Here is a 13,504-nt window from a genome sequence, read left to right on the forward strand (position 1 = left end):
TATGCCATGAATATTGCATACCGATTTCGGGTTTTCCAAGAGCCTGGATATTCGCGATGGGAATGGAGGCATTTGGTGCCGCAAAAGCGGTCACTCCCGGGTGACAAACGCGAGCTTGGTAATGCCTGCCTTGTGAGCGACGGCCATGGCTTCCGCGACCCGACCGTAGGGAACGGCGGTGTCGGCCTGGAACTGCACGATCAGTTCCGGATCGGCCTGTTGCAGATCGCGCAGAAGCTGCTCCATGGCTTCCAGCGGTTGCGGCTGATCGTTCAAGGTGATCTGACCCTGGGCGTCGATGGCGATGGTGGCGAGGTGCTTGTCGGGGGCGGGGTCGGTTTTTTCGGTTTTCGGCAAATCGACTTTCACCGCCTGGGTCAGCAGCGGTGCGGTGACGATGAACACGACCAGCAATACCAGCATGACGTCGACCAGCGGCGTCACGTTGATTTCGCTCATGGCCTCCCGATCGGAAGACGAATCGGTTTTGAATCCCATGGTTACTCGCTCCCGTCGGCTTTAAGGCCTGTCTTCACGGCGAGATTAAGGAAATCGGTGGCAAAATATTCGAGGTCCGCTTCGCATAGCTTGATGCGTCTCAAAAAGAAATTGTAAGCCAATACCGCCGGAATGGCCGCTGCGATGCCGATCGCCGTGGCGACCAGTGCTTCGCCGATCGGGCCGGCGACCACATCCAGGCTGGCCGATTTGGCCTCGCCGATGTCCTGCAAAGCGTGCATGATGCCCCATACCGTGCCGAACAGCCCGACGAAGGGCGACGTGCTGCCGATGCTGGCCAACATGGACAGCCCTTGTTCCAGATCCTTGCGTTCTCGGCTGATCTGTTGGCGCAGGGACCGTTCCAGAATCGACTCGATGTCGCCGCTCCACTCGAGCATGCGCGAGGTTTTGCTGCGCATGTCCTTGAGAACGCCGAATCCTGCTCCTGCGATGCGGCCCAAGGCACTCGCCGAATGTTCCAGACCCGAGGCAGTGGCGAGATCCGGCGCCGCCCAGAAGTCTTTGCTGTAGCCGCGATTTCGCTGGCCGATATTCCAGAGCGTCCAGCTCTTGAAAAAGATGATGCTCCAAGTAATGACGGAAAATCCGATCAGCACCCCTAAGGTGATCTGAACGATATCGGTAGAAGAGATCTGAATCATGCGATAGCCTTTTTCATCGTTTTAGTTTGTATTCAATCGGGACGATAACCCAACTGACCACGGCCCGGTCGCCCCTGCGCGCGGGGATAAAGCGCCAGTTCTTGACCTGATCCACGGTCGCGTCGTCCAGAATCTCGTGGCCGCTGCTGCCTTCGATTTTGATCTCGCCCGCCGAGCCGTTCGGCATGACTTGAACGCGCAAGGTGACCTTGCCTTCCCAGCGTCTTTCCAACGCGACACGTGGGTAACGCGTCGGCGGATTGTTCAGGCCCGGCGCCTTGTAAGAGGCTTCGACGAATGGCGCAGGGGCTGGTGCGGCCGGCTTGCCCTGGGTCGACGCGGTCGGGACAGTGGCCGGCGCGCTGGGCGTCGGAGTTTCAGAGGGCTCGGGTGCCGGTGTCGGCCGAGCCACCGGTTTAGGCTTGGGCTTGGGTTTAGGTTTGTCCGGTTTTTTCGGTGCGGGTTTTTCCGGTTTGGGCTCGGGTTTGGGCGGCGGCTGTTGTACCTGCGGTTGGGGCGGCTCGGGACTGGCTTCGGGCTGTGCCGCGACAAGCGAGACTTCCAGCAGTTGCGGTGGAGTTTCCGCCGGTTCCCGGTCTACCGGGGCGGCGAGCCAGGCGGCCCAAACCGCGGCATGCAGTGCCGCTGCGGCAGCGATCGAGAAAGCGGTCTCCAGCCACGAGCGACATCCTTGCTTGGTGTCGGCGGACATCGAAGTCATATACAGATGTGCGAGTGATGGTTCGGTAGAAATTGGAGGGTACAACTCAAATTGAGAATAATAACGAGAATTTTTACTGTGTAAGCATTTTACATACGGATTTTAATCCCAAACGTCTAAATACCGGTGCTATGACCATCTATTCTTAGCAAATATCGGTCCATATCAAGTTGAGTGGAGCGCTGCTCGCCAAATCTAGGCTGTCGGTACAAATGAGCTCATCGCGCATGTCCGATTGTGTGATATGACGCAATCCGGATATCCCATCTTGGGTTTCACGGAGACTCCGTTCCTGGACAGCATCGTGTTGTGGCGGCGTATTTTATAGATCGTTGAAAATAAATGCTAAATGAAAATTGCTCATGTTCGTTTCCGGTGGGGAAGAGCGATTTGGCGGAAAGCGATATCGGTATTTGACACATCGAGGTGTGGCATATCACGCAGTTCTTGCCTGTCGGCAGCGTGCATGGCCGCTGTGGACCGGATGGTTGCTGACGAAAAGGAGTGGCACGAATTTTCCTATTAAAAGGCTCGGTCTTAATAAAAGAAAAAATAAATATGAAGATGCAGGAGGATGTATTGATATCGCCATTTCGTGTTGGGATGGCGGTTTTCAGTCTGAATTTATTGTTTTCCGGATTCGCTGTCGCCGATCATACCGAAGAACATCGTTTGCAGACGATCGAAGTGACGGCCCCCGAAGAAACCGGGGAATCGCTGACAACGCCCAGCGCGGAAACGGCCAAGTACAAGCTTTCCCAGGTTCCGGGCGCAACCACCTTCATCCATTCCGAAGAGTACCGCAGCCGTCCGACGCCGGGTGGCGTGGCCGATGTCCTGAGTTATTCGCCGGGTGTTTTTTCTCAAAGCCGATACGGCAATTCCGAAACCCGCATTCTGGTGCGCGGCGCCGGAACTTCGCTGACTTTCGGTTCGGCGGGGCTGCGCTATCTGCGCGACGGCCTGCCGCTCACCGGAACCGACGGCTTTACCAATCCGGAGCTTCTGGAGCCGATGAACGCGCTTTACACCGAGGTTTATCGCGGCTCCAACGCCCTGCAATACGGTTCGGCCTTCTTGGGCGGCGCGGTGAACTTCGTCTCGCGCAACGGCCGCAATACGCCGGGCATTCATACGACCTTCGTCACCGGTTCGCACGATTACTACCGTCCCCAACTGATGGTCGGCGGCGTGCTGAACGAGGATCTGGATTATTTCGTTTCTTATACCGGGACCTACAACAATAGTTTCCGGGACCATAGCGAAGAGGATATTTCCAGGGGCTACGCCAATTTCGGTTACCGCTGGAACGAGGATCAGGAAACCCGCGTGCATCTGTTCGCCAGCAAGAACCAGCTGCAGCTGCCGGGGTCTCTTTCGTTCGAGCAGTATTATGATGACCCTTACCAAGCCCAGAATGGTCTATCGCCGGGATCGTTCTTCAATAAATTCGAAACCCTCGACGTTCAACGTAACCTCGAGACCTTGCGCGGCGATGTCCGGCATACCATCAAGTTCACGCCAGATGACGTGCTGACGGTGGGGGCTTGGTACGAAAATCGTCGGCTGTGGCACCCCTTATCGCCTTTTAATTCTTTCAACCGAAACTCGCCTTGCCGGGGAACGCCGGATTCGGAGGGCATCGTGACGATCAATAATCCCGCGTGCGGCGGTCTTCTGATCGACTACGGCAATTTGGCGGGCTCGTTCAACCGCAACCGGCAGCAGGACGCCGGCCTCAGTTGGCGTTTCACTCACGACGGATCGCTGTTCGGTTCGCGTAACAGCTTCGTGCTGGGCGGCTTCTTCGGCTGGGGCAAGTCCTACGGCACGGTGGACAACACCCTGCCGGGCGCGGAGATCGGCACCAAGCTGAATAACGCCAAGAGCGAGGCCTTCAACATCGAAATCTTCGGGGAAGATCGTTTCGCATTGACCTCCAGCCTGGATCTCGTGGTGGGCGGTCAATTCATTCATGCCAAGCGGCGCAGCCTGACCGATTTCTTCGTGCCCACGTCACAGATCGGCAACGCCTTCGAGACGGATGCGTCTCGCTGGTACACCGCCTTCAGTCCCAAGGTCGGGCTGCTTTGGCAGGCGACCGAGAAGCAACAGTTCTTCGCCAATTTCAGCCGCAGTTACGAGCCGCCGACCAATACCCAATTGGCGTTCCGGGATCCGCGGCTGAATCAAACAAGCAGCGAATCTGCTCTTGATGCGCAGGAGGGGACGACGATCGAAGTGGGGACCCGCGGCGAGGCAGGCGTCTTCAATTGGGACCTCGCCGTCTACCATTCCTGGATCAACAACGAGATTCTCTCCACGCTGCTGCCCGGTCAGACTCAGACGAGCACCAATAATGCCGACAAGACCACACATACGGGCGTCGAAGTCGGTACGGGCGCTCTCATTCCTTTGGATTTGATGGGGGATGATCTGCTGCGCGTGCGATTGACCTATACCTATCAGCGATTCCTGTACGACAACGATTCCGCCTACGGCGACAATTACATTCCGGGGGCGCCCAATCATTTCGGCGGCGCGGAAGCCGTGTACGAACATCCCTCCGGTTTCTACATCGGCCCGAATATCCGCATGACCAGCAATTATTACGTGGACTACGCCAACACCCTCAAGGCGCCTGCTTATACCTTGTTTGGCGCCCGTGCCGGCTATAAGAATACGTTCAATAAACTCGGCTATCACGTGTTTGTCGAAGGACGTAACCTCACGGACGAAAAATGGGTCGCCAGCACGAGCGTGGCTGATAGGGCAACTCGGAGCGGGACCGCTATCCTGAATCCCGGTTTCGACCGCACGATCTTCGGGGGCATCTCGATAGATTACTGATTGCTTGGCAACCAGCGGCGGAGGAGGCCCTGCTTCTCGCCCGCCGTTTTTCCACCCGAGGTCCCTCCAGGGCGCCTAGCCCGACAGGGATTTCTCGGTTATTTTCCGTTTGAGGTTGTGTTAACCCGGAAAAGGTGAAGATTGATGAATGTGTTTTGCAGATTGGTCGGCTTGCCGGCGTTGGCCCTGGTCAGCCAATTCGTCTGGGCCGGGCACGGGAGCGCCCCGTCCTCCTCTCAACCCGCTTATTGCAAGGATTCGGCGGCCGCTCCGACACCAAAATGCGCGCGGACGCCCAGCGTGGTATTCGATGCCGACGGTCGGTTATGGCTTTCATGGGTCCAGCAAGGGCGAATCTATGTTCAGTCCTCGAAGGATGGCGGCAAGACCTTGAGCAAGCCGGTGGCGGTCAATCGCGAGCCGGAAAACGTTTTGGCTCACGGCGAGAGCCGACCCAAGATCGCGATCGGCCCGAAAGGCGAGATTTATCTCACCTGGACGCAAGGTTTGGAAAAACGTTTCAGCAGCTATATCCGCTTCGCCCGCTCCGTGGATGGCGGCAAGACGTTCTCCAAGCCGGTCACGGTTAACGACAACCTGGACATCATCGGCCATTCTTTCGACAGTCTGGCGATCAGCCGCGACGGCAAGATCTTCATTGCCTGGCTGGACGCGAGGGATGTCGAAGCCGCGAAGGCCAAGAACCAGCCGTATAACGGTTCTTCTCTCTATTACACCTGGTCCGACGACGGCGGCAAGAGCTTCAAGCCGAATGTCAAGGCGGCCGATTACACCTGTCAGTGCTGCCGGCTGCAGGCCGCCATCGACATCGACGGCTTGCCGCTCATCGTCTGGCGCAACGTCTATCCCGAGAATATCCGCGACCATGCGCTGCTCAAATTCGCCGATTGGGACAAGCCGGGCCGGCCGGTTCGGGTGACGCATGAAAACTGGCACATAGAAGGTTGTCCCCACCACGGGCCAGGGCTGTCGATCGCCAGGGATGGACGCTATCACTTGACCTGGTATAGCGCCGCGCCCGACGCGACGGGTTTGTTTTATGCCTATTCCGACGATGTCGGCTCGCACTTTACCCAACCGATCAAGTTCGGGAATCCGGCGGCCATGCCGGCCCATCCGCACGTCTTGAGCGTGGGGCGGCGGGTGGATTTGGTTTGGCTGGAGTTCGACGGCAAGAACAATCAGCTCAAGACCATGCGCTCGACCGACGGCGGAGCGAATTGGACCGAACCGCGCGTTCTGGCCGAAACCGAAAGCGGGGCTGACAACCCCTTCCTGCACGCCAACGGCGACCGGGTTTATGTTTCCTGGGCTACGGAAAAGGACGGGCTCAAGGTGATTGCGCTCGATGGGGCCGGCCGCTAGAACATTTTCATACCTGCTGTGCGGGTACTCGCGAGTGCGGTTGGGCCAATGGGGTCGTCGGCAAAGGATTGCCGACCTACAGTCTTCCTTCCCGACACGAATCCGTACACCGACATGAAAAACGCTCTAATGCGCTGCGAGTGCGCCGTAACCCATCAAAGCGACGTGCCAAGGGAGTCCTCGTCGAACCTCAATCCAGATAGCGCCGCTTGCCCCATTGGGCGAGGCGCATCAATCGCACCAGAGCCCACCCTGCCAAGATGCGGACAAAGCGGAGAAGGTCCGCCGACTGGCGCAAAAAAGCGCTCCAGGCGCGTTCCAGCTTAGGCCGAAGTGTCGAAAGATCGATCTCCCTATCCGCGATCGAACCGCGCCGGTGCAGCCAGTGCAATAGGCCGGTTACATAAAGCACGAGCGGCATCAGGCCGACACAGAACCAGACGAAGCGGCCCGTCGCGCCGAAAGCCTCGCCGGTGTGCCAGGGCCATATTCGGCTGATGAAAGTCTGCCCGCCGGTGAAAGTGCTGGGGTTGCGCGCCTCGCGAATCTGCCCGCTCCAGCGGTCGACCCAGACCAGGGTGGCCGGGTGCTTGATGTTCGCGTCTCCAGGGCGGCGCAAATTGATGCGGTAGGTGCCGTTTTCCCCGGTCGGCGTCGCGACGCGCTTCACCTCGGCGTGCGGAAACAGCCCCCGCGCGACCAAAACCGCTTCGGCCAGGCCGACGGGACGGCCATTGGGAGCGGCCGTACTCACGATTTCCGGACCCTCGTCGCCGTGGCCCATATCCGAGGCTCCCAGCATCGTTTCCAGCAGGCTCGGATAAGCCAGATGAAATCCGGTGAAAGCCAGCAACAGTAGGACAACGGCACTGGAGAGGCCGAGCGTGCGGTGCAGGTCGAAAGCGAGTCGTGCCAGGCCGGCGTCGTGCCGGATTGCGAAGCTTTGAAGGAGCCGGCTGAATCCCGGCCACCAGAGATAGAGACCGGTGCTCGCCGAAACGATCAGCAACAGCCCCAGGATGCCGACGGCGTTCCACCCGAACCGTCCGAAGTGCAGTTGAGTATGGAGGTCATATATCCAGGTCGCCGCCGTTCGGCCCCAGAATCGGCTGGCTACGACTTCGGCCGTGTACGGGTTCACCGAGACCATGAGCGGCGCATAGAACTCGCCCAAAGTCTCGAAGGGTCTCTCGTGCCAGGCGGTGATCACGCCGTTGCGGGAGCGGGGCATTTCCAGTACCCAGGCGCCATAACGGTCCGGATGCGCCGCCCGCACCGCCGCCATGATGCGGTCCAAGGGGAGGTATTCCCCTTTTGGTTCATCGACCGTCAGCCGAGGGTTGAAAAGTTCGTCCAGTTCCTCGCGATAGACGCTGAGGCTTCCGCTGAGCCCCAGCAGGACGAATAGAAAACCGCCGCCCAGCGCGAGATAAAGATGGATCCTGAGCCAGGCTGTTCGCGCGAAATTCACGGCGATGGCCGCTTGAGACGGTAGAGAGCCGAGATATCCTCGTCGCCGTGGCCTTCCGCGATAAGCTTGGCGTAATCGTTCATGGCCATTTCGGTGACCGGGAGTTTGAGCCCCAGTTTATCCGCCATGCCCTTGCAGATTTTCAGATCCTTTTGGTGCAGGGCGAGCTTGAAGCCGGGTTTGAACACGCCTTGGGTCATGGTCGGTCCGCGCTTTTCCAGAAACCAGTTTCCGGCCGCGCCGCCGGAAACGACGTCGATGACCTTGCGCATGTCGAGTCCCAGCGCCGCTCCGAATGCCATGGCTTCGGTCACGGCCTCGTTGATGCCGGCCGCCATGATCTGGTTCACCGCCTTGGCCGCTTGACCGGCACCCACGTCGCCCATGTGAACGATCCGGCTGCCCATGGTTTCCAGTACCGGCAGAACTCGCTCCAAAATCTCGAGTTTGCCTCCGACCATGATCACGAGGGTCCCGTTCTTCGCGCCTTCGACGCCGCCGGTCACCGGAGCGTCGAGAAAATCCGCGCCCTTGCTTTCAACCAGTCTGGCGGCTTCTCGCGCGGTATCGCTGCTCACAGTGGACATGTCGATCACCACCGTGTTCGGGCGCAGCGCCGGCAGAAGCTCATGAATCACTTCCAGCACGTCGGCATCGGCAGAGACGCAAATCAGAATCACATCGACATGGGTGGCGAGCAGGGCGGGCGAGACGGCGCACTGTACGCCCAATTCTTGAGAAAGCGTTATCGCGCTGGCTTCGGTGCGGTTCCAGACGGAAGCCAAATAACGGCCCTTGGCCACGTTTCGCGCCATGTGAGTGCCCATCGCGCCGAGACCGATGAAGCCCGCCCTAATGTCCTTTTTGCCTTCGGTGTTCAATGCCGTTTACTCCTCGAGATAGGTGTAGCTTCGCAAGCCGGCGATCAACTCGCTCTCGAAGCGCTTGCGCTGTTCGGAGGGGATCCGCGCCTCGACCAGCTTCTTGCGATAGGCGCGCTCCAATTCTTCCGGGTCGATATGCACATAGCGCAGCAGGTCGTGGGCGCCGTCGCCCCGCATGGGCTGGATGAAACGGTAGCCGCCGGCTCCATCGAGTTCGACGTTGACCGAATGAGTATCGCCGAACAGATTGTGCATGTCCCCCAGAATTTCCTGGTAGGCGCCGACCAGGAAGATGCCGATGAGATAGGGTTCGCCCGGCTTGTGGGTATGCAGCGGCAGGGTGGCTTCGAGGCTCTGCCGATCGATGTAGGTATTGATCCGGCCGTCGGAATCGCAGGTCAGGTCTTGGATCACCGCGCGGCGCGTGGGTTCCTCGTGCAGGCGCTGCAGCGGCATGACCGGAAACACCTGTGCGATCGCCCAGGCGTCCGGCATGGACTGGAACAGCGAGAAATTGCAGAACACCTTGTCGGCAAGCCGCTCGTTGAGTTCGTCGATCAGCTCGCGATGGGCGCGGAGACGGATGTCGAGGCGCCTATGAACGGCATGGCAAATGGCTGCGTTGAGCCGTTCCGCATCGGCGAGTTCGGCCAGGCTCAATTTGCCCTGCACGTACATCGCTCGGGCTTCGGCGAGATCGAATTGCGCGTCGTGATACACGCCCAGCGGCGACTCCTGGGGCAGGGCGCGGAGCAGGTCGGCCAGGTCCTGCAAGGGTTTTGCCTTGATTTCGGCCGGAGGGCTTCCGTCTTCGGCCACCGATTCGATATCGATGATATTCGTGATCAGCACCGCATGATGCGCGCTCATGGCGCGTCCGGATTCGGTGATCAGGTTAGGATGCGGCAAACCGTATTCGGCGCAGGCCTCCGAAAAGGCGCGCACGATGCTGTGGGCGTATTCGTCGATGCTGTAATTGATGGAACAGTCGCTGACCGAATGGGTGCCTTCGTAATCGACGCCGAGTCCGCCGCCCACGTCGGCCCAGGCGAGATGGGCGCCGAGTTCCCGCAATTCCGCGTAATAGCGGCTGGCTTCCCGCAGCGCCGTCTTGACGTCGTTGATGTTCGCGACCTGCGAGCCCATGTGGAAATGCATCAGTTTGAGCCATTCGAGTCCGCCGGCTTCTCGCAATTTGACGATCAGCTTGAGGAGTTCGTTCGCGTGCAGACCGAACTTCGATTTTTCGCCGCCGCTGTTCTGCCATTTGCCGGCGCCGATGCTGGACAGTCTGATCCGGACGCCCAATTGCGGCGCAATCCCCAGATCTCGCGATTCGGAAAGCACCAGCTCCAGTTCGGACAGCTTTTCGATGACGATGAAGACGTTCAGTCCCAGGCTGAGTCCGATCAAGGCCAGGCGGATGTAGGATCGGTCCTTGTAGCCGTTGCAGATTACCGTGCCGGCATCGGATAAGGCCAGTATGGCCAGAAGTTCCGATTTGCTGCCGGCTTCCAAGCCGACTGACGTATGACCATTTTTTAAAATGCCCTCGACCACGCTCCGCTGCTGATTGACCTTGATCGGATAGACCGGTGTATAGCTGCCTCGATAATCGTGCTCGTGGCGAGCCTTTTCGAAGGCCTTGTGCAGTAGGCCCACGCGGTCGCGGAGGATATCGGTGAAGCGCACCAGGACCGGCAGCGACAAGCCTTCCTGGCGTACCGCCTGGGCGATTTCGAAGAGATCCACCGTGCCTTGCACCGGATTCTTGGTCGGACGGACGACCACGTGGCCTTCGTCGTTGATGCCGAAGTAGCCTTCTCCCCAGTGCTCGATGGCGTAGGTATCGACCGCCTGCTCTAGACTCCAACTCATTTCGGTGGCCAAGCTCTTTAAAAAAGGTTGAATTATGTGGAAAATCCTCCGATTTTTCCATTGCGAGGAACACCATGCTGAGCGACGAAAACTGGTTTACCGAGGTTTATCCGAAACACGGGAGCGCGCTCTCTTTGAAGGTGACTGATAAGCTCCACGAGGAGCAGACGCCGTTTCAGCGCATCGAGATCTACGAGACTGAATGGCTGGGCACGCTCATGGTCATCGACGGCTGCACGATGGTGTCCGATCGGGATAATTTTCTTTATCACGAGATGATGACCCATCCGGCGCTATACACCCATCCGAATCCGGAAACCGTCTGGATCATCGGCGGCGGCGACTGCGGGAGCCTCAAGGAAGTGCTCAAACACCCGGAGGTCAAGCGGGCGGTTCAAATCGAGATCGACGAGCGGGTGACCCGGCTTGCCGAGCGGTATTTTCCGGAGTTGTGCGAATCGAACGACGACCTGCGCGCCGAGCTGCTCTTCATCGACGGCATTCAGTGGGTAAAGGATGCGGCGGCCGACAGCGTCGATCTCATCATCGTGGACAGCACCGATCCGGTGGGGCCGGCCGAGGGCTTATTCAACGAGGCGTTCTACCGCGAGTGTTTCCGCTGTCTGCGCAAGGACGGGATTCTGGCTCAGCAGAGCGAATCGCCGCTGTTCCACATGCCGCTGATCGAGGCCATGCACAAGACCATGCGCCAGGCGGGATTTCCCGAAACGCGCACCTTGTTCTTTCCTCAGTTCATCTATCCATCTGGCTGGTGGAGCGGGACCCTGGCGGGAAAATCGGGTCTGACCCATTTCCGCGAGGCCGATGCCCGAAACAAACCGTTTGCAACGAGCTATTACAACGCCGAGATCCATAAGGCAGCTTTCGTCGCGCCGGAGTTCTTCAGGGCGGCGATGGCTTGAGCGGACGGCGGCCTGTGTTACGATTTGCGGAAAACGACGGGTTTGAGGAAAAGATCCCATGACTGAGAAAGAAATAAGCGAAGCGCTTTTCAACCTGCGCACCGAGATTGAACATCTGAATACCAGCGACCCGGAAGTGAGGGCTCGGCTGGAAACGCTGCTTGCCGATCTCGAGCGGCGGCTCGAGGCATCGGAAGACGAGCATCACCTGCATTTGGTGGATGACATGAAAGAAGCGATTTCGCAGTTCGAAGTCGAACATCCCCGCATTACCGGCATTCTCAACGACTTGATGGTTGCCTTGAGCAACCTGGGGATCTGATCCTCTTTGTTTATCGTACGGCCGTCCGGCGAAGGTCCAAGACCGTCGGTCCGGTAAGTAGGTCGGGAATCCTTTCCCGACGCAGTTGTCGGCAAAGGATTGCCGACCTACTTCTTCCCCATCGCAGACGGTCGTCCTAGGAGCACCAGGACGACCGTCTGCGATTGAAGGGGTGTGAGAAATGCAGGTCAAGGGCGAGCGTCAGACATTCCGCAAATAATCCGACCCTCCCAACTGCTTCATCTGTCTTAGTATCCATAACCGGCGATGCATCACATAAGCCGAAGGTTTGTCCGCACGTAAACGCACGGGGTTGGGCAGAACGGCGGCGAGCAGGGCGGCTTCGTTCGGGTTGAGTTTCGATGCCGATTTGGCGAAAAAGGCTTTCCCGGCGGCCGAAACGCCGTAAATTCCTTCGCCGAATTGGGCGATATTCAGGTAAACCTCCAGTATCCGCCGCTTCGGCCACATCAATTCAATCAACGCAGTGAAATAAGCCTCCAAGGCCTTGCGGAAGTAGTTTTGCCCCGGATAAAGAAACAGATTCTTGGCGACTTGCTGGGAAATCGTGCTGGCGCCCCGGACGTGCTTACCCTGCTGGTTATGCTTCCAGGCTTGGCCGATAGCGTTCAGATCGAAACCATAGTGCCGGTCGAACAACTGGTCTTCGGCGGCGATCACGGCGACTTTCGCATAAGGCGAAATGTGGTCCCAGGAAACCCAGTTATAGCGCGGCCGGAATCCCAGTTTTCCTTCGATAAGCGCCAGAAATTGCGCGCGCAGCATGAACGCGCTGGTCGGCGGAGGAAGCCAGCGAAGCAGGGCGACGGGGATAACGGTGAGGGCGACGAACGTCAGGATGAACTTGCGAAGAATGTTTCTCAGCGCCATTTCGCGTTTGCGGATTTTTATTAAGATTCCTTTGATGCGGCGCCCCGGACGGACTAATCGGCAGGGGCTCGAATGGGTTGTCAGATCCATTGCAGCCGCTTCAAAGTTGACTCACGCGTCATAGCTGGCCAGAATACGCCATTTTTCCGACCGATTTAAGTGGCGCTTCATCAAAACATGGCTGGCGGGAATGCGGGTGGCGAAGTTCTAGTTTCTATCAGAAACCTCACGTTCAGCCGCGGCAGCCGCAAGATCTTCGATGGCGTCAATCTGGACATCCCCAGAGGCAAGATTACCGCCATCATGGGGCCCAGCGGCACCGGCAAGACCACTCTCCTGAAACTGATCGGCGGTCAACTGCGGCCGGACAGCGGCACGATCACCGTGGACGGGCGCATAGTGCACGAGCTATCGCTCGGTCGTTTGTACGAGCTTCGCAAAAAAATAGGGATGCTCTTTCAGACCGGCGCTCTTCTGACCGATCTCAACGTATTCGAAAACGTCGCTTTTCCGCTCCGGGAGCATACCAAACTGCCCGAGTCCATGATCAGGACTCTGGTCTTGATGAAACTCCAAGCGGTAGGCTTAAGGGGCGCTCGCGACCTGATGCCGGCGCAGCTTTCCGGAGGCATGGCCAGGCGGGTGGCATTGGCGCGGGCTATTACGCTCGATCCCATGATGATCATGTATGACGAGCCGTTTACCGGACAGGACCCGATTTCCATGGGCGTGCTGGTGAAGCTGATACGCGACCTGAACCGGGAACTGGGACTCACCAGCATCGTCGTATCCCACGATGTCGAAGAAACCGCATCCATTGCCGATTACATCTATCTTATTTCCGAGGGCAAGGTAGTCGGCCAAGGCACGCCCGACGCGATCCGTCATTCGGAGTCGCCTTGGGTCCTACAGTTTATGGAAGGTTTGGCGGATGGTCCGGTGCCGTTTCATTATCCAGCGCCCGATTATGCGGCCGATTTACTCAATCCGCCTGCCTGAAATAGACCGTCATTTA

At 58.4% G+C, this 13,504-nt stretch carries 12 protein-coding genes; 5 read left to right on the forward strand and 7 right to left on the reverse strand.

Annotated elements, in window-relative coordinates; translation table 11 throughout:
- Positions 1–90: 90 nt before the first annotated feature.
- From ACR2TX_RS12430 to ACR2TX_RS12440, 3 genes are read right to left on the reverse strand one after another with little or no spacing between them, the layout of a single operon-like run.
- A complete protein-coding gene (locus ACR2TX_RS12430; protein ID WP_077728084.1) occupies positions 91–498 on the reverse strand; it encodes an ExbD/TolR family protein in 408 nt (135 codons plus the stop codon).
- Between the two features lie 2 nt (positions 499–500).
- Entirely contained in the window at positions 501–1,163 is a 663-nt protein-coding gene (locus ACR2TX_RS12435) for a MotA/TolQ/ExbB proton channel family protein (protein WP_077728085.1), read from the reverse strand.
- A 13-nt stretch (positions 1,164–1,176) separates the two neighbouring features.
- Positions 1,177–1,884: an energy transducer TonB gene (locus tag ACR2TX_RS12440; RefSeq protein ID WP_077728086.1), complete on the reverse strand. Its 708-nt coding sequence runs from the start codon at positions 1,882–1,884 to the stop codon at positions 1,177–1,179.
- Between the two features lie 558 nt (positions 1,885–2,442).
- Here ACR2TX_RS12440 and ACR2TX_RS12445 point away from each other — a divergent pair.
- Both ACR2TX_RS12445 and ACR2TX_RS12450 read left to right on the forward strand, forming a co-directional pair.
- Positions 2,443–4,734 carry a TonB-dependent receptor family protein gene (locus ACR2TX_RS12445; RefSeq protein WP_077728087.1) on the forward strand — a complete coding sequence of 764 codons (2,292 nt, stop codon included), beginning with the start codon at positions 2,443–2,445 and terminating at the stop codon, positions 4,732–4,734.
- A 144-nt stretch (positions 4,735–4,878) separates the two neighbouring features.
- Entirely contained in the window at positions 4,879–6,120 is a 1,242-nt protein-coding gene (locus tag ACR2TX_RS12450; protein ID WP_077728088.1) for a sialidase family protein, read from the forward strand.
- A gap of 190 nt (positions 6,121–6,310) precedes the next feature.
- On the opposite strand, the gene ACR2TX_RS12455 is transcribed toward ACR2TX_RS12450, so the two are convergent.
- The 3 genes from ACR2TX_RS12455 to speA are packed head-to-tail and all read right to left on the reverse strand — an operon-like array spanning position 6,311 to position 10,353.
- Positions 6,311–7,591 carry a PepSY-associated TM helix domain-containing protein gene (locus ACR2TX_RS12455; RefSeq protein ID WP_434132293.1) on the reverse strand — a complete coding sequence of 427 codons (1,281 nt, stop codon included), beginning with the start codon at positions 7,589–7,591 and terminating at the stop codon, positions 6,311–6,313.
- Complete coding sequence (locus ACR2TX_RS12460) at positions 7,588–8,448, reverse strand: NAD(P)-dependent oxidoreductase (RefSeq protein ID WP_434132461.1); 861 nt, start codon at positions 8,446–8,448, stop codon at positions 7,588–7,590. Before ACR2TX_RS12460 ends, ACR2TX_RS12455 begins: the two co-directional genes overlap by 4 nt.
- A gap of 30 nt (positions 8,449–8,478) precedes the next feature.
- Positions 8,479–10,353: a biosynthetic arginine decarboxylase gene (gene speA, locus ACR2TX_RS12465; protein ID WP_156879545.1), complete on the reverse strand. Its 1,875-nt coding sequence runs from the start codon at positions 10,351–10,353 to the stop codon at positions 8,479–8,481.
- A 74-nt stretch (positions 10,354–10,427) separates the two neighbouring features.
- On the opposite strand from speA, the gene speE reads away from it, so the two are divergent.
- Both speE and ACR2TX_RS12475 read left to right on the forward strand, forming a co-directional pair.
- Entirely contained in the window at positions 10,428–11,276 is an 849-nt protein-coding gene (gene speE / locus ACR2TX_RS12470; RefSeq protein ID WP_077728090.1) for a polyamine aminopropyltransferase, read from the forward strand.
- Between the two features lie 58 nt (positions 11,277–11,334).
- Positions 11,335–11,598: a DUF4404 family protein gene (locus tag ACR2TX_RS12475; protein ID WP_077728091.1), complete on the forward strand. Its 264-nt coding sequence runs from the start codon at positions 11,335–11,337 to the stop codon at positions 11,596–11,598.
- A 201-nt stretch (positions 11,599–11,799) separates the two neighbouring features.
- Here ACR2TX_RS12475 and mtgA read toward each other — a convergent pair whose 3' ends face one another.
- The gene (mtgA, locus tag ACR2TX_RS12480) at positions 11,800–12,489 is read right to left on the reverse strand and encodes a monofunctional biosynthetic peptidoglycan transglycosylase (RefSeq protein WP_077728092.1); all 690 of its coding nucleotides are present in this window, start codon (positions 12,487–12,489) and stop codon (positions 11,800–11,802) included.
- 177 nt (positions 12,490–12,666) lie between these two features.
- Between mtgA and ACR2TX_RS12485 the strand changes: the two genes are divergently transcribed.
- A complete protein-coding gene (locus ACR2TX_RS12485; protein ID WP_077728093.1) occupies positions 12,667–13,488 on the forward strand; it encodes an ABC transporter ATP-binding protein in 822 nt (273 codons plus the stop codon).
- Positions 13,489–13,504: the final 16 nt, after the last annotated feature.

The sequence above is a fragment of the Methylocaldum sp. GT1BB genome (assembly GCF_051027545.1).
Lineage (GTDB): Bacteria > Pseudomonadota > Gammaproteobacteria > Methylococcales > Methylococcaceae > Methylocaldum.